Genomic DNA, 18157 nt, shown 5'->3' with positions numbered 1-18157 from the left:
GTGCCGGGCCCGCAGCCGGGGCGCTCTTCGGCGTTCAGCTCACGTTGTTGTACGCGTTGCCCGTGTGGGCGTCCGAGACCGTGCGGGCCTCGAAGGGGCGCGAGGGATCGCCGGTGCCGGAGTACAGGTAGACGGTCTTGGTGCCCGGCTGGTAGGCGAAGAGGTCGGCCTTGCCGTCATGGTCGACGTCGCCGGCGCCGACGAGCTGGGAGTACGCCTGCCAGCCGCCGCCTATGCGCGTGCGCTGCGCGTAGGTGCCGTCGCCCTTGCCGAGGTAGAGCCACAGGACGCCGTCCTCATCGCGGGCGACGAGGTCGCCGGCGGGCCCTCCGGCGAGGTCTCCGACGGCGACGAGCTGGTTGTAGACGTCCCAGCCGTGGCCGATGCGCTCGCGGGCCTCGAAGGGGCGGGCCACGCTGCCGGTGCCGCGGTAGAGCCAGGCGATACCGCTGTGGTCGATGGCGACCACGTCGGAGCGGTCGTCACCGGTGAGGTCGCTGCCGCCGGTGATGTGCGCGTACGTCTGCCAGCCCGGGCCGACCCGCACGCGGCTGGAGAAGTTGCCGTCCTCCTGGCCCGAGTAGAGCCAGAGCACCCCGTCCATGTCACGGGCGATCAGCTCCGGCGTGGAGCCGGGGATCCCCGGCCCCGCGACGTCCCCGACGGTCTCGATCTTGTCGTAGGTCTGCCAGCCACCGCCGATTCGCGCCCGCGGGCGCCCGTCCTCGGCGCTGTCCCGCCACAACACCCCCGAGGCGTCCCGGCCCAGCAGGTCGGGGAGGCCGTCGTAGTCGAAGTCGTGCAGGGCGGAGGTGGGAGTGCCGGCGTGCGCGAGGAGCCGCACGGCCGGTCGGCCGTCCGCACCGAGCGAGACGCGGTAGAAGCCCCTGCCCTGGGCCGAGCTGCTGCCCTGGACGATCCGCGCGGCGCCGTCAGGGGTGGCGGACGAGATGTCCGCGCGGTCGAGGAACCGGACCTTCTCGCCGGTCTGGATGTGCAGGGCCGTCGTCCCGTAGGCCACCCAGTCGCCGAGCAGCCCGATCTCCAGGTCCGCGCCTGCCGTGGTCCCCGGCACGGGGACGGCCGTCTCGGCGCCGGTGGTCCGGTCGCGGACGACCACACGCAGGGTGTTCGCGGCGGTGTCGTCCTCGACCCAGGCCAGGCGGTTGCCGGAGACCACGGGGTTCCGCGCCTGCTGCGGGTAGGAGAAGGCGAGGGTGGCGCCGGTCAGGTCGATGAGGCCCCAGCGCTGCTCGCCCTGCGCCGTCCGGACACTGAGCAGGCCGTGTGTGGCGTCCCCCGGCCGCACCCGCTCGTAGGTGGCCCCCTCCGGCATGCCCTGAACGGGCCGGGGTTCGGCGTCCTTGGTCTTCAGCCACAGCTTCGTGGCCCCGCGGATGAAGAGGGCCGAACCCGCCACGCCCGCGTAGAAGGTGTCCAGGCCGTCGTCGATCTCCCGCATGCCGAACCCGGTGCCGGTGGACATGTCCAGGACCCTTGTCCCGTACGTGTTGCCGGTGGTGAGGACGACCGTGTCCCCGGAGGTCTCGGCGAGCCCGTCGATCGTGTCGTAGAGCGTGTCGCGCGTGGCTCCGCCCGCGTACGGGGTCCACCGCAGTTTCGCCTCCTCCCCGTCGTGCGGGACGTACGTGATGAAGCCGAGCGAACCCGCGGATGCCAGCCGGGCGGCGGGCACCGACGGGAGCAGATCGCTCACCCCCGCCGCCCCGGCGGAGGGCGGAGCCGCACCCGCCGGGGCGGCGGTCAGCGCGCCCGCGCCGAGAGTGACGGCCAGGACAGTGACGAGGGCGGTGCCAAGACGGCGCCGGCCGGTGCGTTGGGACAGCAAGTAACGTTTCCTCCTGCACGAACGGGCTGGGACGCCCCACGTGCGCCCCCGCGAGTGCGACCACCGGGCGGGTGAATTGGTTGTACGGAACCGTGGCGGTCCGCGGTGGCCTCCCGGCGACGGCGGACGGTTCCACGACGAGTCGAGCGCGTCTCGAGGCGCTGACCGCCTACGACAGGGCCACGGCCCACGTGGTCGAGCCGCTGCGCTGCGTGGCGGCAAGCGGCCGGGGGCGGGCGACCGGCCGGATGCGCAGGGCACCTCCGGTCTCGCCGTCGAACTGCGAGGAGTACGGCGGCGGTACGGCCGCGGCGCCGGTGCCGTGCACGCCCTCGCGGGCATCGACCTCGCCCTGCCACGCGGCACGTCCACCGTCGTGATGGGCTCCTCCGGCTCCGGCAAGTCCACCTTCCTCCAGTGCGCCGCCGGCCTCGACCAGCCGTCGTCCGGCTCCGTGCGCCTGGGCGGTAGGGAGACGCCGACGCCCCGCCCCGGCGCCACCCTCACCGCGTCCCGTCAACGTGATCACGGTGGACTACTCACAATGGGGACTTCCGTTCACGTCACCTCGGCGAACCGCTGAGCCGGATCGGCCCAGCCCGGGCGCGCCACGCATCGACCAAACGCGCCTTCTCGGACAAAGAACGCGATCAAGCACCAAATTCCCTTAGGCGGCGAATCGTTCCGCTGTGGGAGCGTCGGCGCGCAGCACTTCCGACGCGAGGAGATTCCGTGATCTCGAAAAGCAAGAGGGCCCTCGGTTCCGTGGCCGTGGCGCTCGCCGCCGCAGCCGCGTTCACCGTCAGCGTGCCGAGCGGTACCGCCTTCGCCATCGACCACGTCCAGTGCGTGGGCGGCGAGAACTTCCTGAAGATCTGGTCGCACCTCGACGGCCGCGACAGCGTTGACTGCTACGCGAACGCCGGACGGACCGACTTCGGCGGATGGTGGGTCGACCGGATCTCCACGGGCAACAACGACCTGATCTACTACGACGTCAACGGCGACTCGGTGAAGATCGAACGCTGGCACGACATCACCTTCCCGAACCGCCCGCCGAGGGTCGCCGCCATCCAGATCCTGTGAGCGCCTGACGGTGGGCAGACGAGGCGCCCCGGCCGTCCAACGGCCCGGCGGCGCGGCGGCCCTGCGCTCCGGCTGCCCGGCCGACGGGTGGGGCCCGCCGGGTCACGTCTCCTTCCGGGGACGTGACCCGGCACCGGCGACTCCCGGCAGCCGGCATCGCCCTCGTGGACGTCCGCCTCGGCCGAGCCCATAGGAAGTCCCTATGGCCCCTGCTCGCATTACGTCTTTGCCTCTCGTCGTTTCCCGGCCCTACCGTTGAACCGCTCGACAAGGTGCTCAGCGCGATATCCCCGAAGGTAAATCCCGGATATTCAAGCTCTGCGCGCTTCCACGCGTACGTCCGTGCACACGCACCTGCGCACGCAATTCTTCATTCCGTCGAGCGGGTGAACGAATGACCGAGCACGATCGCACGATCGCACGACCGAGAGGACCGGTGGCATGACCACGATCGAGAACGAACCGGAAACGCGGGAACTCGCGGGAAAGCGGGCCCTGGTCACAGGTGGTTCTCGCGGAATCGGAGCGGCCGTCGTACGCCGGCTGCTGCACGCGGGCGCCGAGGTGCTCACCACCGCCAGGTCGGCGACGAGCACCGTGCCGGACGGGGCCGCCTTCGTGCAGGCCGACGTACGGACACGGGCGGGAGCGGAGGCGCTCGCCGCGGCGGCGCGGGAGGCGCTCGGCGGGGTGGACATCCTGGTCCACAACGCGGGCGGCGCCCGACCCCACCAGGACGCCTCGGCCATCCCCGACGAGGAGTGGCAGGATGCGCTGGACCTGAACTACCTCGCGGCGGTGCGTCTGGACGCGCTGCTGGCACCGGAAATGCGGGAACGCTGTTCGGGGAGGATCGTGCACGTCTCCTCCGCCGCGGTGCTCACCCCCATCGGGCCGTTCCTGCACTACACGGCGGCGAAAGCAGCGCTGGAGAACTACAGCAAGGGCCTGGCCCTGGAACTGGCGCCGTTCGGGATCCGGGTCAACACCGTCTCTCCCGGCCGGGTCGCAACTCCCGGCGGCGAAGCGACGAGGGAGGAGTGGGCGCGCCTTGCCGGGGGCCCGGCCCAGGTCAACGCCGACGACACGACCCCGCTGGGGCGCGACGGCCGGCCCGAGGACATCGCCGAGGCGGTGCTGTTCCTCGTGTCCGACCGGGCGAGCTGGCTGACCGGGAGCAACGTCATCGTGGACGGCGGAGAATTCCCGAGGGGCTGACGCCACGAAATCCGACGAAGCCGATCGCGAAACCGGTTCCGATTTCCGGTCCCGATTTCCGGTTCCGGTTCCAGTTCCGGTTTCGACGGGAAGAATGCGGACGGCCCCGCATCATTTTCCTTCCCGTTTCTTCCCGGTGCGCCGTCAGGAAACCGATGAGAAGGAAGCCGAGCCGGACGGCCAGTTCTGCTGACGCAGGAGTTCGAGCAGGGCCGTCTCCGCCGGGCCCGCGCCGCGCCGGAGCACGGCGATGACGGGCTGGGACACGACCGGGAACACCGGGCGGACGAGGTGCTCGTGACCGTCGGGCACCGCGGAGGCCGGGACGAGTGTCACCCCCAGCCCGTGAGCGGCCCAGCGCACGGCCGTGGCCGTCTGGGACACCCGGGCGGCCGTGGCCGGCGTCAGGCCGTTCTCCCGCAGCACGTTCAGCAGTACGCCGTCCAGCGCGCTGTCACGGTCGAACCGCACCCACGGCTCGCCCTTCAGCTCGCGCAACTCGACTCGTTCGGCGACGAGTTGCCGGTGCCCGGCGCCCAGCACCACGGCGAACTCCTCGTCGCCCAGGTGATGGGCGTCGGCGGGGCTCTGCTCGCACGCCGCCATCAGGGTGAGGTCCAGGACGCCCCGGCGGCACAGCCGGTCCAGCTCGGCGGAGCTGGGCTCCTCGAAGACGGTGACCTCCAGCCGCGGGTAACGGCGGCGCAGCGCATCCAGTGCGACCGGCAGCTGGCGGGTGCCGAAGCCCATCTGCACCGCGACGACCAGCTCGCCGACCAGCTCCTCGGCGCCGGCCCGGGCCGTCGCCCGAGCCCGGCGTGCCGCGCTCACCGCGGCCTCGGCCTCCCGCAGGAACGCGCGGCCGACCGCGGTGGGCACCAGCCCGGTCGGAGTCCTGGCGAACAGTTCCACGCCGAGTTCCCGCTCCAGGCCGCGGATCTGCTGGGACACCGACGGCTGGGCCACGTGCAGCACCTCGGCCGCCGCCGTCACCGAACCCTCCGCGGCAACGGCCAGGGCGTACTCGAACTGACGCAGGCTCATCGGCCCCCGCCCCCTCTCGTTCATCGTCGTCATGGTAGGCGAGACGTGGGGGAGCCCCCCGGCCCCCTGCCGTCGTCAGGACCCCGTTCCGCCGGGCCCCGGCTGCTCAGCCCTCGCCCGCCGACCCGCCCGCCCCGGGAACGGACTCGTCGATTGACGTCGGCGACGAGTCGTCAGGCGACAGGGTCGGCCGGCGGTGCGACAGCAGTGCCGCCGAGGCGCGCCTCGTACGCCAACAGGCGCCGCTGGGCGTCCCGGTACGGGGTGGCCGCCGGGACCTGCTCCCCGTCGCGGACCGCCTCCGCGACGGCCACGGCCGCGTCGACCGCCGCCCGGTACGGCAGGGAACCGGTACTGACCCGCCGGACGCCGAGCCGGCCCAGCTCCGTGAGCGGGACACCCGGGAAGGCGAGCACGTTCACCGGGACCGGGAGCCGCGAGGTGAGCGCGCGCACGTCGCCGGGGGCGGTGGCACCCGGCACGAAGATGCCGTCGGCGCCGGCCGCCACGTACGCGCGGGCCCGGGCGAGGGTGGCTTCGACGGTGGCGTCCTCACCCACCCAGTAGGTGTCCACCCGGGCATTGACGAACAGCCCCGGCACCCGTCGCTTGACCGCGGCCACCTTGGCCGCCAGCACGTCGGCGGGCACGAGGCGGTCGGCGGTGCTGTCCTCGATGTTGACACCGGCCGCTCCGAGGCTCGCCGCGTAGGCCGCCACCTGCTCGGGGTCCTCGTCGTAACCGTCCTCGATGTCGGCGGACACGTGGACCGGCAGCGCGCGCAGCCGGGCGACGAGAGCGCGTGTCGCCTCACGTGTCGCGTGCCGGCCGTCGGGACTGCCGGCCGCGGCGGCGATCCCGAAACTGGTGGTGCCGAGCGCGGGGAAGCCCGCCTCGACGAAGGCGAGAGCCGATCCGACGTCCCACGCGTTGGGGAGGAGGAACGGCACCTCGCCGGCGTGGTGCAACTCATGGAACGACGACATGTCGGCGCAACCCCTTCGGTCGTACGGGCCGGGGCCGGGACCCGGCTGCGGCGTGAGCGGACGGCGACGTCGCCGTCCTCGCGGGCGCACCGCGCGGACACAACCGGGGCTCCGGGCGCCGCGAGGAGGTCAGACCCGGTCCAGGGGCCGGTGCGGCCCGCTGGGAAGCTCCGCATCGATCGGATCGCCGGGGCGCACCACGCCGCCCGCCTTCACGATGCTCATGATTCCGGCCTTGCGCACGATGTTCCCGGTCTCGTCGCGGCCGACGACCTGCTTCAGCAGCCCGTCCCGGAAGGCGTCGATCTGCAGGCAGGGGTTGCGCAGGCCGGTCACCTCCAGCACCGCGTCGTCCCCCACGCGCAGCAACGTGCCGACCGGCAGTCCGAGCAGGTCGATGCCCCGGGTGGTGATGTTCTCGCCGAGGTCGCCGGGCGTCACCTCGAACCCCTCCGCGCTGACGTCGGCGAAGAGTTCCTCATGGATCAGGTGGACCTGGCGCAGGTTCGGCCGGGTGGGGTCCTGCGCCATTCGTGAGCGGTGCTTGACCGTCACACCGGCGTGGACGTCACCGTCCACACCGAGCCCCGCGAGCAGTGTGATGCTGTCCCGGTTCGGCTTGGTGAAGGAGTACTCGCCGTTGCCGCTGACCGCGGTCACCGTCCCGCTCGGCGTGGTCCCGCTCATCTCCCGATCCCCTCTTCGGCGACGTCGATCAGCCACGACCCTAGCCGATGGGCTGCTCCGCGCACTCACGGCGCCGGCGGGGCAGGCCACACGCGCATCAAGTACCTTGTGCGACACCCAACTTGACGGCCCGGCGTACGTCGTCGGCGTAGGCCCCGGGCTGTTCCCAGGCCGCGAAGTGGCCGCCGGCCCCGTGCTCCACGTAGTCGCGGACGTTCAGGAACGCCTCGGCGTAACTCCGCGGCTCCGGTTTGGTGTCGCGCGGGAACACGGAGAACACGGTCGGCGTGTCGATCCGGTGCGGGAGGCTGACCGGTTCGGCATAGGTGGCGAAGGAGGTGCCGATCGTGCCGGTGACCCAGTACGCGCTGACCCAGGTGAGGAGCTCGTCCGGGGTGAAGGCCGCCTCGTCGGACCAGGACTCCAGCTTCTCGACGATCCACGCGGCGAGGCCGGCGGGTGAGTCACCGAGGGCGACGGCGAGCGTGTTCGGCCGCGTCGACTGCTCCGCGATGTACCCGCCCTCGGCCCGGAACCACCGCGCCGCCCGGCCGAGGTAGGCCACCGCGTCGGGCGCGAGCCCGGCCGGGTCCGCCGTGAGCGCACGCTGCGGGGCGACGTTCGTGAGGTGCAGGGCGGCCACCCGGTCCGGGTGCCGGGCCGCGAGGAGTTCGGCGACGGTACCGCCCACGTCACCGCCGGAGACCGTGTACCGCGTGTACCCGAGCGCGGCGAGGGCGTCCGCGACGATCCCGGCGATCCGGTCGGCGGACATGCCGGGCTCGGTGAGCAGGGCCGCGAACGGGAAGCCCGGGAGCGCGGGGACCACCACGTTCAGGTCCGCGAGCAACGGCAGGACGCGCTCGAACCGCAGCACCGAGTCCGGCCAGCCGTGCAGGAGTACGACGACCGGGGCGCCGGGATCAGCGGACCGCTGGTGGATCACCCGCAGCTCGGTGCCGCCCGCCCGCACGGTCTCCCAGGGGAGCGCGCCGATGCGGCGCTCGTGCACGCCCCAGTCGTACCCGTCCGCCCAGTGTTCGAGCAGTTCGTCGAGGTGGGTGCCGCGGATGCCGCGCGCCGCGTCGTCCCTCCACGGGGTCGCGACACGCCGCGTCCGCCGGAGCCGTTCCCGCAGGTCACGGGCCAATTCCTCGCCGCTCCCCACCTTGCCGCTCCCCGCCCCGCCGCTCCCCGTCTTGCCGCCCTCCGTCTCGCCGGCTCCTGCCCCGCCGCCCGTCGCCTCGTCGGACATCGCCTCGCCGCTCGTCGTCTCGGCGCCCAGTGCCTTCTCGTCCATCGCCTCGTCGCCTCTCGTTCCGCCCGCCATGTGTATCAGCGTACACATGATGTGTATGCTCGTACACATGACCACTCGCAACGCGGCCGCCACCAGGCAGCGGATCCTGGAGCACGCGCAACGCCGGCTCGCCCAGCAGGGGTACGCCGCGACCACGGTCAAGGGCGTGGCCGACGCCGCAGGGGTGTCGCCGAACCTCATCACGCGCTATTTCGGCGGCAAGGACGGGCTGTTCCTGGCGGCGACCCAGGTGGAGATCCCGGTCGCCGACTCCTTCGACGGTGACCGTTCCACGCTGGGCGCGCGCCTGGCGGCGAGCATCGTGCGGCGCTGGTTCGGCGCCCCCGGCGAGGCCGGCGAGGATCCGCTGCTCGTGCTGCAACGCGCGTCCGGCGAACGCCCGGAGGCGGCGGAGGCGCTGGCCTCCTTCCTCGACACGAACTCGCTGGAGCCGCTCCACCGCTACCTGCGCGCCAGCGGCCTCGAAGACGCGGACGCCCGCAGCCGGGCCGCGGCGATCGACGCCTTCGTGCTCGGCGTTTCCACCCGCCGCCGGGTCCTGCGGGGCGAACTCGGCGACCCCGCCGAACTCGAGGCCTGGCTGAGCACCACCATCCAGCGCCTCGCCGACGGGTGACCCGCGGCGGCAGGAAGGACGAGTCCGTCGCCGGCCGGTCACGCCGGTCGAGCGGCGTGGGGCGTACGCCCGCTTCCCCGGGCTCCTGCCTTCCCCGGACTCCCGGCCTGCCCTGACTCCGGCCTTCCCCGGGCTCCCGCCTCCGCCGCCGCGGCCGGGGGCGGTAGCGTCGCCCCATGGCTGACGTGCGGTTGACGACCTCCTCCTACCTCGTCCTCGGGATCATCGACAAACTCGGCGAGGCCAGTGCCTATGACGTGAAGGTGGAGGCCGCCGCGACGGTGGCGCCGTTCTGGTCGGTGCCGCACGCCCAGGTGTACGCGCAGTGCGAACGGCTGCTGGCGGCAGGGCTGCTGGCGCAGGTACGGCAGGAGAGCGGGCGCAACCGAAGGGTCCTGGCGCTGACCGAGCAGGGCCGGACCGCCCTGCGGGCGTGGCTCGGTGACCCGGAGTTCGTACCGGTGGAGGCCAGGGAGCGCGGCATCCTCAAGCTGTGGTTCGGGGGACGGCCGCAGGTGCTGGCCCCGGCGCAGCTGGAAGCGCACCGCCGCACCCTGCGCTCGTACGCCGAACTAGCCGAGGAAGTGGGCGAGTTGTTGGCCCCGGGGCAGCGCGAGGCGCTGGAGTTCGGCATCCGGTACGAGCAGATGATGCTCGACTTCTGGACGTGGGTGCGCAGCCGGGAGGACCTCCGTGCCCCGGCCGCCGGCGACTCCTGATCCGAGACGGACCGTTGACCCCGGCGGCGGTCCGCTCTACCGTCTCCATAGTCCAGGCTGGACTATGGGGCGCCGGCGAGCGGCGGGCGCGCCGGCCGTGTCGCCGTCACCGGCGCGGCCACCAGGAGGGGGTCGCCGTGCGTCGTCCGACGAGCAGGACCTGGCGTCGTGGCGCCGCGCTCACGGTGGCGGTCGTCTGCGTCGCCTACGCGCCGGTCGCGATGACGGGGCTGTGGCCCTACGCGCGCCCCGGCGCCCCGGCGTTCGGCGAATGGCTGCTGTCCCGCGCCGTCTCGCCCCGCTACGCCACCGAGGCCCTGGCCGGCCGGATCGCGCCCTACCGGCACACCCTGGTGCCGATGATCCTGCACTCGGTACTCGGCGGCCTGCTCATGCTCCTCGGACCCGCGCAACTGCTGACCGCGGCGCGGCGGCGCACACGTCTGCACCGCGCGCTCGGCGTGGCCTTCGCGGTCACGGTGTACGCCTCGATGGCGGGCGCGGGCCTGTACCTGGCGCGCACCGCTCCCGAGGACGCCTTCAGCGGGGCGGCCTTCTGGATCGTGCTGGCCACCCTGCTGGTGGGCACCGTGGCGAGCGTCACCTGCGGCATCCTGGCCGCCGTCCGCGGCTTGGCCGACGTGCACCAGCGGTGGATGATGCTGTGCTACGCGTTCCTGCTGACCGCGCCCCTGCTGAGACTGGAGTGGGCGGGCCTGCCCCGGCTGCTGCCGGGACTCTCCATGGCCGAGATCAACCAGGTGGCCCTCACGCACCTGGGGTCGGTGGCCGTGTTCGGCGCGCTCGTCGCCTCGCGCGGCCGGGACCGGCGCAGGGCGATCACGGGGATGAGCGGATCGTGGGCGCCGCCGCCGGTGCTGGCGGCGGCCCATGTGGCGGGCGCCGCAGCCCTGACCTGGATCGTGTACATCTACCTCGGCTCCGGAGCGGCCGGCCCGCGGCTGCTGACGGCGTACCTGCTGCCCTACGCCGCCTCCTATGCCGTCATGGCCGCCGGTGCCCGGCGTGCGGGGCGGCAGGGACGTGCCTGGGCCCGGGAGGAGTGGCGGCTGCACCTGACGGCCCTGTGCCTGGCGCCGGTGCTGTCCGCCGGCGCGGCCCCCGTGTTCGAGCACACCCTGCGTCTCGACCGGGCCACGGCGCTGACCGCCGCCGTCTCCATCGGCTGCGGTGTGCTCGCCACCGCCGCGACCTCGGTGGTGGCCCTCCGCCTCGTGCGCGCCCGCGCCGTCCGCCGAAGGACCGCCGCCGCTCCCGCCGCCCACCCCGGCTCCCGTGCCCCTTCTCCCACGGCGTGACCCGACGGCCCGATCCCGAACCCGCAACGTCCCTCTCAAGGAGCGCACATGAACCTGGACGCCATCGACGGCTCCGTCCGCAAGCTGCTCAAGCGACGGAAGCTCTTCCTCAAGACGGAACGGACCGACCGCACAGGGGAGATCGTGTACGTGTGCGTGGACGACGGGCACCCGGGCGGGTTCCCGGTGGGGCACGTCACGTCGGTGGCCGCAGGGGCGGCGTGGCTCGCGTTCGCCCGGGTGCGCCCCGACAGTCCCTTCGGCACCGAGCAGGTGGCCGCGGGACTGCCCGGCGTCGAGGACGCCCTGCGTGCCGTCCTCGACAACGCCCACTACGGGGACATCATGGCCGACCTGGAAGACGCGTCGGGCGTCGTCACGACCTACACCGCCACGGTGGACCGGGACCAGGCCGTCTGGCTCGCCAACCTCGACGAGCCCGGCGGCGTCACCCACCTCGGCAAGGGCCGGCTCCGCCTGACCGGCGCCGCCGTCGCCTACCTGCGCAGCCTCCCCGAACACCTCGGCTGCCACGTCGACCACAAGGACCGGCTCCACCTCGCGGACGACACCTACCAACTGGTACGCGAACGATGACCCGGTGGCCGGGGCGTGCGCTCAACTCCCAGCGCCCGCCCCGGCGGTGCTCTCCCGCACCAGCAGCCGGTGCGGCGCCCTCGTGTCTGCGGGCGGCGGGGCCGAACCGTCGATGAGGCCCAGCAGCGTGCCGACGGCACTGCGGGCGATCTCGGTCTTGTCCGGGGCGACGGTGGTCAGGGACGGCGAGCTGTAGCGGCCCTCCTGGATGCCGTCGACCCCGACGACGGCGATGTCGTCGGGCACCCGTACGCCCGCGCGCGTCAGGGCGTTCATCGCCCCGATGGCCAGCAGGTCGTTGTAGCAGAAGACCGCGTCGGGCGGCTCGGGCAGGGCGAGCAGGCGTTCCACGGCCTGCGCGCCGAGGTGGCGGTGGAAGCGCTGGGTGGGGACGATCAGCTCCTCGTCGACGGCGAGCCCGGCCCGCTCCAGCGCCTGGCGGTACCCGATCGTACGCAACTGGGCCGTCTCGCCGGTGCTGTAGGGCTGGTCGCCGATGGCCGCGACGCGCCGCCGGCCGAGACCGAGCAGGTGCTCCGTCGCCTCCCGGGCCGCGGCGATGTTGTCGATCGCCACATGGTGGAAACTGCCGTTGAAGATGTGCTCGCCGAGCAGGACCATGGGCACCCGGTTGGTGCGGCCGCGCAGTTCCTCCGCCGAGATGGTCAGCGGGCTCAGCAGCACACCGTCGAACATCGTGGCGCGCGACTCCCGGCCCAGCAGCTCCCGTTCGCGCTGTCCGTCGCCGTCGGTCTGGTCGAGCATGACGACGTACCCGTGGGCGCGGGCGGCGGTGATGACCTCCCGGGCCAGCTCGGCGAAGTACGGCACGTCGAGTTCCGGTACGACGAGGGCGATCATCCCGCTCCGGCCCCGGCGCAGGTTGCGGGCCACCAGGTTCGGCCGGTAGTCGAGTTCGTCCAGTGCCGCCTGCACCCGTGTGCGTAGTTCGTCGGAGACGGGCACCGAGCCGTTGACCACGTTGGACACGGTGCGGATCGAGACCCCGGCGCGTCGGGCGACGTCGCGGAGCGTGGAGCCGGCCATCCAGTTCCCCCTCACAGCCCTCACGGGCTCTTCCCTCGGCAGTATCGCTGGTCGGCACCGGTGCGGACCACCGCTGACGCAGGTTGATGTTACTCAGGTATTGCATCGTTGCAATATGCGCAGCATCATCTCTGCATCGTTGCAGAGCAGTTGGCGGTGACCGCGGACTGCCGTGCCGATGACGCCTGCGCGCGTTCCCGTCCGCCGCGTACGCGTCCCGGCCCGGCCGGCCCCCCGCGACCGCGTTCCCGCACTTCCGACACCAGGAGCCGACTCATGTCCAGACCGTCCGTCCCGCGCCGCAGCGTCCTGCGCGGCGCCCTCGGTGCCGGCGCACTCGCCGTCGCCGCAGGCCCCCTCGCGGCCTGCGCCCCCGGCTCCTCGGCGTCCGCACCGCGCAAGCTCACCGGTACGCCCGGCGCCTCGGCCAAGGGCGAGATCACCATCTGGAACCGCTCGGGCGACCTCTTCAAGGTCTTCGACGGGGCCATCGACGCCTTCCGCAAGGCGTACCCGAACATCAAGGTGAACCACCAGGCCGTCGACATCGACAACAAGCTCGCCAACACGCTGATCAGCGGCACCGACCTGCCGGACGGCAGCTTCTGGGACGACGCCAAGATCGGCAGCCAGGCCGAGCACCTGTACGACCTGACGGACCTGATCGCCCCCTACCGCGACAAGACCTCGGCGTACAAACTCTCCGTCAACACCGTCGACGGCCGCATCTACGGCGTGCCCTGGGACCTCGACCCCGGCCTGCTCTGGTACCGCGAGGACCTGCTGGAGGCCGCGGGTGTCGACCCCGCGGGCCTGAAGACCTACGCCGACCTGCTGAATGCGGCCCGCTCGCTCAGGGAGAAGAACCCCGCCGCCCGCCCGCTGCACATGGAGAAGGACCCCTTCCTCGGACAGCTGTGGCTGGAGATGCTCGCGGGCCAGCAGGGCACCAGCCTCGCCGACGCGCACGGCAAGGTGCGCCTCGACTCCAAGGAGTACCGCACCATCCTCAACTGGATCAGGGACGCCGTCGACGACGACCTGGTCACCCACGCCGAATACCTCAAGCAGGCCGACCTCGCCGCCCTGGAGAACGGGCAGCAGGCCCTGGTCCCCTGGGCGGTGTGGTGGTCCTTCGCGCCGCAGCAGCTGCTGAAGAAGACCAAGGGCAAGTGGCGGGCCGCGCCCCTGCCGGCCTGGACACCGGGCGGCGCGCGCAGCGGCGCCATGGGCGGCAGCAGCTTCATCATCCCGGCCAAGGCCAAGAACCCCGAACTGGCCTGGCTGCTGTATGAGTTCCTGTGCTTCAAGGAGCCCGGCTACAGCGCGGTCTACGGCCCCAGCGACATCTACCCCGGCGGGCTGACCACCTCCGTACCCAGCTACACCCCCGCCCTGCGGCCCGACAAACCGCTGATCAAGCCCGTGGCCGCGCTCGGCGGCCAGGACCTGTGGAAGGTCGCCGTGGACGCCGCCGCCTCCGTGCCGGCCGCGGCGCCCATCCCGGCCTGGTGGAACAAGTCGGTCGACTACCTCGGCGACAACCTCCAGCGGCTGATGGAAGGGAAGATGACGCCCGACGACGTAATCGACGACTCCACGAAGAAGATCCAGCGCAACCTGGTGGACCGCGCATGACACCCACGCTCCTCACCCCGGCCCGCCGGGAGCGGCGGGCCACGGCGCCACCGCGCCCCGGCCGCACCCGCCGCAGGCCCTTCCTCACGCCGTACCTGTTCGTCGCACCGTTCTACGTCGTCTTCGCCGCCTTCGGCCTCTACCCGCTCGTCTTCGCCCTCCAGCTGAGCTTCACCAACTGGAAGGGCGCGGGCGAGGCGCGCTTCATCGGGCTGGAGAACTACACCTACCTGCTCACCAGCGAGGAGTTCTGGTCCTCCCTGGGCAACAGCGCGGTGATGTGGCTGCTGATCGTGCCCGTGCAGATCGTCGGCGGCCTGGCCGCCGCGGTGCTGCTGGCCAACGCCAGACTGCGGCTGCGCGGCATGTTCAGGGTCGCGTTCATCGCGCCGTTCGTCACCCCGCTGGTGGCGATGGCCCAGGTCTGGATCGTGGCCTTCGACAAGAACTACGGCCTGGTCAACCACCTGCTGGGCCTGGTGGGCCTGCCCGACATCGACTGGCTCCAGTCCACCGCCTGGGCCAAACCGACGCTCGCCCTGCTGTTCCTGTGGAAGACCACCGGCTTCGCGATCATCATCCTGCTCGCCGGACTCCAGGCCGTGCCCTCCGACGTGTACGAGGCCGCCGCCCTCGACGGCGCATCCCGCACCCGGCAGTTCTGGTCGCTGACCCTGCCCCTGGTGCGGCGCAGCATCGCCTTCCTCGTCGTGGTGCAGACCCTCGCCGTGTTCCAGATGTTCGCCGAGCCCCACGTCGTCACCCAGGGCGGCCCGTACGGCTCGACCACGACCGGCGGCCTGTACCTCTACAACCACATCACGACGTCCGACCTCGGGACCGGCGCCGCGAACTCCTTCCTGCTGGTGCTGCTGGTGTTCGCCCTGTCCCTGGTGTCCGTGCGTCTCCTGCGCTCCCGGGACGAGTGACCATGACCAGCCAGACAGTGACCGCGACCGGGCGGACCGGCGAGCGCGAGAGCGGCAAGAACGGCGACGGCGCCGGGGGCGAGCCGCGCAAGAGCCTTTCCCGGCCCCGGCCCAGCGCCTTCCAGTACGTCGTCCTCGGCGTCCTGGCCGTGGTGTTCGTCTACCCCATCTTCTGGGCCGTCAGCTCCTCGCTGAAGCCGCCGGCCGAGATCGTCAGCGACCCGCTGCACTTCTCCCTCGGCTCCCTGACCCTCGACAACTACCGGGCCATGTTCGCCGACGTGCCCATCGGCACCGGATTCCTCAACACCGTGCTGGTCGTGGCCGTCAAGGGTGCCATGACGATGTTCTTCTGCCCGCTGGCCGGCTACGCCTTCGCCAAGTACCGCTTCCCCGGCAAGGACCTGCTCTTCGGCGTCCTGATGCTCACCCTGATGCTGCCGACGCTGGTGCTGATCATCCCGCTGCTCCTGGAGATGAGCCAGCTCGGCTGGGTCAACACCTACCAGGCGCTCATCCTGCCCGGCAGCATCGACGCCTTCAGCATCTTCTGGATGCGGCAGACCATCGCCGCGGTCCCCGACGAACTCCTGGACGCCGGACGCGTCGACGGCGCGAGCGAGTTCCGCATCTTCACCAGGATCGTGGCGCCCGTCATCCGGCCCGGCATCGCCGCCCTCGGCGTGCTGACCGCCATGAACATCTACAACGACTTCGTCTGGCCCGTCGTCGCCGTCAACGACGAGAGGCACCAGACCCTCCAGGTCGTCCTGTCCACCCTCGCGCAGAACGTCACCGGCAACCGCGTCGGCGCCGACTTCGCGACCGTCTGGGGCGAACTCCTCGCCGCCGGCAGCATCGCGATGCTGCCCGTGCTCGTGGTGTTCGTCCTGCTGCAACGCCATTTCATCAACGGGATCCTCGCGGGCAGCGTCAAGGGCTGACCGCCTCCTCGCCCACCGCCCCCCGGCCCCGCGCACCGATCGGAGCACACCCACCCCATGCCCACCCCCGGCATCCCCCGTCCCGAGTACCCCCGCCCGCACTTCGACCGCTCCCACGCCTGGCTCGGCCTCAACGGCACCTGGGACTTCCGCGCCGACCCCGACGGGCGGCACGGCGCCGACTCGGGCGACGGCTACGACCAGCGGATCACCGTCCCCTTCGCCTGGGAGTCCGCCGCCTCGGGCATCGCGGCGCACTGGCTGCGGGCCGCCTGGTACCGGCGCACGTTCACCGTGCCGGACCACTGGGCCGGGCAGCGCGTCGTCCTGCACTTCGGCGCCGTCCACCACGAGGCCACGGTCTGGGTGAACGGCACCGAGGTCGCCCACCACGTGGGCGGCTACACCCCCTTCTCCGCCGATGTGAGCGACGCCCTCACCGCCGGGGAGCAACTGCTCACCGTGCGCGTCCACGCCCCGGCCGACAAGCGGGACATCGCCCACGGCAAGCAGCGCAGCATGCCGCGCACCGACTACGACGGCGTCTGCTTCACCCCGTCCTCCGGCATCTGGCAGAGCGTCTGGCTGGAGGCCCGCCCCGCCACCCACCTCGCCTCCCTGCGGCTGCGCCCCAACCACGACCTGACCGGCATCGACGTCGAGGCCGCCGTAGCCGGCCCGGCCGCCGGCGGCGCGTCGCTGGAGCTGCGCGTGCGCGGCGAGGCCACCGCCGTGACCGCCACCGCCGGCCCCGACGGGCGGCTGTACGCCGAACTCCCGCTCGCCGCCCCCCGCCTGTGGTCGCCCGAGGACCCGCACCTCTACCACGTCGACGCCGAGCTGACCTCCGCCGACGGCACCGACCGGGTCGCCTCCTACACCGGTCTGCGCACCATCACCGTCGACGGCGAGACCCTGTACCTCAACGGGCACAGGCTGTTCGTGCGCGGCGTCCTCGACCAGGGCTACTGGCCGCACACCGGCATCACCGCCCCCGACGACACGGCACTGCGCCGCGACCTCGAACTCGCCGCCGAGGCCGGCTACAACCTCGTACGCAAGCACCTCAAGCTGGAGGACCCCCGCTTCGTCCACCACGCCGACACGCTCGGCATGCTCGTGTGGGCCGAACCCGCCTCACCCGGACACTTCTCACCGGCCTCCGTCACCGCGTTCGCCGAACAGATCGAGCCGATGGTCGAACGCGACGGCAACAGCCCCGCCATCGTCATCTGGGGCCTGTACAACGAGGAGTGGGGCCTGGACTGGGACATCCCCGGCGACGCGGCCAAGCAGCGGGCCACCGCCGAGGCCTACGACCGGATCAAGGCCCTCGACCCCACCCGGCCGGTCATCGACAACTCCGGCTGGACCCACGTCAAGACGGACCTGCTGGACTGGCACTACTACGACGAGAGCGCCGCCTCCTGGGCCACCACCGTCGCCGACCTGCTCTCCGGCGCGCGCGACGACTTCCCCGTCAAGCTCGGCCCCGACTACGTCGTCCACAAGAAGCTCGCCGTCCCCACCCAGCCGCTGCGCGGCCTGCCCAACCTCAACAGCGAGTACGGCGGCGGCTTCACCGGCCTGGAGCGCGCCTGGCACCTGCGCTGGCAGACCCAGGAACTGCGCCGCCACGACCGGCTCGCGGGCTACGTCTACACGGAGCTGTACGACATCGAGCACGAGAGCGCGGGCCTGTGGGACTTCCAGCGCGCCGCCAAGGACCTGGCCGGCGTCGACCCGGCGCACGTCAACGCGCCGACCACGCTCGTCCTGGACGTCACACCGGTCGCGCCGGGCCGCGACCTGCTCACCCCCGTGCCCGACTTCACGGTGGACCTGCGCGTCTCGCACCACGGCGGCGACCCGGTCGAGGGCGCCGTGCACACCGCCTGGACCCCGGTGTACGCGCCGGCCCCCCAGGACCCGGGCGGTGCCGTCCCCGGCTGCCGCGCGCAGGCCAAACCGTACGTCCTCGGCGCACCCGTGACCGTGCCCGCCGTCCTGCCCGAGGGCTGGACCAGCGGCCGTCTGCACCTGGCGCTGGTCGTGGACGGCACCGTGGCCGCCCGCACCGCCGTCGACGTGGACACCCGCACCGAGCCGCACATCGGCGACGACCCGGCCGCCGGAACGGACGGCTGACCCGGCACC

General features: G+C 72.3%; 16 protein-coding genes and 1 pseudogene. 11 read left to right on the top strand and 6 right to left on the bottom strand.

What is annotated here, in order from left to right; all coding sequences use genetic code 11:
- Nucleotides 1-34: 34 nt before the first annotated feature.
- Nucleotides 35-1849: an FG-GAP repeat domain-containing protein gene (locus ACFC02_RS22485; protein WP_376360022.1), complete on the bottom strand. Its 1815-nt coding sequence runs from the start codon at nucleotides 1847-1849 to the stop codon at nucleotides 35-37.
- 208 nt (nucleotides 1850-2057) lie between these two features.
- On the opposite strand from ACFC02_RS22485, the pseudogene ACFC02_RS22480 reads away from it, so the two are divergent.
- The 3 genes and pseudogenes from ACFC02_RS22480 to ACFC02_RS22470 all read left to right on the top strand — a co-directional run.
- Nucleotides 2058-2324: pseudogene (locus tag ACFC02_RS22480) on the top strand (ATP-binding cassette domain-containing protein); the annotation flags it as partial.
- Nucleotides 2325-2581: 257 nt separating this feature from the next.
- Entirely contained in the window at nucleotides 2582-2935 is a 354-nt protein-coding gene (locus tag ACFC02_RS22475; protein ID WP_360968324.1) for a beta/gamma crystallin domain-containing protein, read from the top strand.
- Nucleotides 2936-3376: 441 nt separating this feature from the next.
- A complete protein-coding gene (locus tag ACFC02_RS22470; RefSeq protein WP_376360018.1) occupies nucleotides 3377-4153 on the top strand; it encodes an SDR family oxidoreductase in 777 nt (258 codons plus the stop codon).
- Nucleotides 4154-4297: 144 nt separating this feature from the next.
- On the opposite strand, the gene ACFC02_RS22465 is transcribed toward ACFC02_RS22470, so the two are convergent.
- From ACFC02_RS22465 to ACFC02_RS22450, 4 genes are all read right to left on the bottom strand, one after another.
- Nucleotides 4298-5197, bottom strand: a complete 900-nt coding sequence (locus ACFC02_RS22465; protein ID WP_376360034.1) for a LysR family transcriptional regulator — start codon at nucleotides 5195-5197, stop codon at nucleotides 4298-4300.
- 173 nt (nucleotides 5198-5370) lie between these two features.
- Nucleotides 5371-6183, bottom strand: a complete 813-nt coding sequence (locus ACFC02_RS22460) for an isocitrate lyase/phosphoenolpyruvate mutase family protein (protein ID WP_376360015.1) — start codon at nucleotides 6181-6183, stop codon at nucleotides 5371-5373.
- A 129-nt stretch (nucleotides 6184-6312) separates the two neighbouring features.
- Nucleotides 6313-6870, bottom strand: a complete 558-nt coding sequence (locus ACFC02_RS22455; protein WP_376360013.1) for an MOSC domain-containing protein — start codon at nucleotides 6868-6870, stop codon at nucleotides 6313-6315.
- A gap of 97 nt (nucleotides 6871-6967) precedes the next feature.
- On the bottom strand, nucleotides 6968-8218 hold the full coding sequence (locus ACFC02_RS22450) for an alpha/beta fold hydrolase (protein WP_376360010.1): 1251 nt from the start codon (nucleotides 8216-8218) through the stop codon (nucleotides 6968-6970).
- A gap of 19 nt (nucleotides 8219-8237) precedes the next feature.
- Here ACFC02_RS22450 and ACFC02_RS22445 point away from each other — a divergent pair, with 19 nt between their 5' ends.
- The 4 genes from ACFC02_RS22445 (at nucleotide 8238) to ACFC02_RS22430 (ending at nucleotide 11442) form a co-directional block, all read left to right on the top strand.
- The gene (locus tag ACFC02_RS22445; protein WP_376360007.1) at nucleotides 8238-8807 is read left to right on the top strand and encodes a TetR/AcrR family transcriptional regulator; all 570 of its coding nucleotides are present in this window, start codon (nucleotides 8238-8240) and stop codon (nucleotides 8805-8807) included.
- Between the two features lie 176 nt (nucleotides 8808-8983).
- Nucleotides 8984-9526 (top strand): helix-turn-helix transcriptional regulator, encoded by a 543-nt coding sequence (locus ACFC02_RS22440; protein WP_376360005.1) that lies wholly within the window; start codon nucleotides 8984-8986, stop codon nucleotides 9524-9526.
- A 137-nt stretch (nucleotides 9527-9663) separates the two neighbouring features.
- On the top strand, nucleotides 9664-10845 hold the full coding sequence (locus tag ACFC02_RS22435) for a DUF2306 domain-containing protein (protein WP_376360002.1): 1182 nt from the start codon (nucleotides 9664-9666) through the stop codon (nucleotides 10843-10845).
- Nucleotides 10846-10893: 48 nt separating this feature from the next.
- Nucleotides 10894-11442, top strand: a complete 549-nt coding sequence (locus tag ACFC02_RS22430; protein WP_376359999.1) for a hypothetical protein — start codon at nucleotides 10894-10896, stop codon at nucleotides 11440-11442.
- A 21-nt stretch (nucleotides 11443-11463) separates the two neighbouring features.
- Here ACFC02_RS22430 and ACFC02_RS22425 read toward each other — a convergent pair whose 3' ends face one another.
- Complete coding sequence (locus ACFC02_RS22425; protein WP_376359997.1) at nucleotides 11464-12489, bottom strand: LacI family DNA-binding transcriptional regulator; 1026 nt, start codon at nucleotides 12487-12489, stop codon at nucleotides 11464-11466.
- A gap of 276 nt (nucleotides 12490-12765) precedes the next feature.
- Between ACFC02_RS22425 and ACFC02_RS22420 the strand changes: the two genes are divergently transcribed.
- Genes ACFC02_RS22420 through ACFC02_RS22405 form a run of 4 tightly spaced genes read left to right on the top strand, consistent with a single transcriptional unit; the run spans nucleotide 12766 to nucleotide 18148 of the window.
- On the top strand, nucleotides 12766-14127 hold the full coding sequence (locus ACFC02_RS22420) for an ABC transporter substrate-binding protein (protein ID WP_376359994.1): 1362 nt from the start codon (nucleotides 12766-12768) through the stop codon (nucleotides 14125-14127).
- Entirely contained in the window at nucleotides 14124-15056 is a 933-nt protein-coding gene (locus ACFC02_RS22415) for a carbohydrate ABC transporter permease (protein WP_376359990.1), read from the top strand. The genes ACFC02_RS22420 and ACFC02_RS22415 overlap by 4 nt, the downstream gene beginning before the upstream one ends.
- 2 nt (nucleotides 15057-15058) lie before the next feature.
- A complete protein-coding gene (locus ACFC02_RS22410; RefSeq protein ID WP_376359987.1) occupies nucleotides 15059-16000 on the top strand; it encodes a carbohydrate ABC transporter permease in 942 nt (313 codons plus the stop codon).
- Between the two features lie 57 nt (nucleotides 16001-16057).
- A complete protein-coding gene (locus ACFC02_RS22405; protein WP_376359984.1) occupies nucleotides 16058-18148 on the top strand; it encodes a glycoside hydrolase family 2 protein in 2091 nt (696 codons plus the stop codon).
- Nucleotides 18149-18157: the final 9 nt, after the last annotated feature.

The sequence above is a fragment of the Streptomyces sp. NPDC056160 genome (genome assembly GCF_042268205.1).
In the GTDB taxonomy this organism is placed as follows: domain Bacteria; phylum Actinomycetota; class Actinomycetes; order Streptomycetales; family Streptomycetaceae; genus Streptomyces.
Note: the sequence above shows the minus strand (reverse complement) of the source record. Positions and strands in the feature narration are given on the sequence as shown.

What these genes read in the sequence shown, in the direction of transcription:
- ACFC02_RS22470 (WP_376360018.1), top strand. Translation starts at nt 3,377, where the DNA reads ATGACCACGATCGAGAACGAACCGGAAACGCGGGAACTCGCGGGAAAG.
- ACFC02_RS22465 (WP_376360034.1), bottom strand. Translation starts at nt 5,197, where the DNA reads ATGAGCCTGCGTCAGTTCGAGTACGCCCTGGCCGTTGCCGCGGAGGGT.
- ACFC02_RS22460 (WP_376360015.1), bottom strand. Translation starts at nt 6,183, where the DNA reads ATGTCGTCGTTCCATGAGTTGCACCACGCCGGCGAGGTGCCGTTCCTC.
- ACFC02_RS22455 (WP_376360013.1), bottom strand. Translation starts at nt 6,870, where the DNA reads ATGAGCGGGACCACGCCGAGCGGGACGGTGACCGCGGTCAGCGGCAAC.
- ACFC02_RS22450 (WP_376360010.1), bottom strand. Translation starts at nt 8,218, where the DNA reads ATGTGTACGCTGATACACATGGCGGGCGGAACGAGAGGCGACGAGGCG.
- ACFC02_RS22445 (WP_376360007.1), top strand. Translation starts at nt 8,238, where the DNA reads ATGACCACTCGCAACGCGGCCGCCACCAGGCAGCGGATCCTGGAGCAC.
- ACFC02_RS22440 (WP_376360005.1), top strand. Translation starts at nt 8,984, where the DNA reads ATGGCTGACGTGCGGTTGACGACCTCCTCCTACCTCGTCCTCGGGATC.
- ACFC02_RS22430 (WP_376359999.1), top strand. Translation starts at nt 10,894, where the DNA reads ATGAACCTGGACGCCATCGACGGCTCCGTCCGCAAGCTGCTCAAGCGA.
- ACFC02_RS22425 (WP_376359997.1), bottom strand. Translation starts at nt 12,489, where the DNA reads ATGGCCGGCTCCACGCTCCGCGACGTCGCCCGACGCGCCGGGGTCTCG.
- ACFC02_RS22420 (WP_376359994.1), top strand. Translation starts at nt 12,766, where the DNA reads ATGTCCAGACCGTCCGTCCCGCGCCGCAGCGTCCTGCGCGGCGCCCTC.
- ACFC02_RS22415 (WP_376359990.1), top strand. Translation starts at nt 14,124, where the DNA reads ATGACACCCACGCTCCTCACCCCGGCCCGCCGGGAGCGGCGGGCCACG.
- ACFC02_RS22410 (WP_376359987.1), top strand. Translation starts at nt 15,059, where the DNA reads ATGACCAGCCAGACAGTGACCGCGACCGGGCGGACCGGCGAGCGCGAG.
- ACFC02_RS22405 (WP_376359984.1), top strand. Translation starts at nt 16,058, where the DNA reads ATGCCCACCCCCGGCATCCCCCGTCCCGAGTACCCCCGCCCGCACTTC.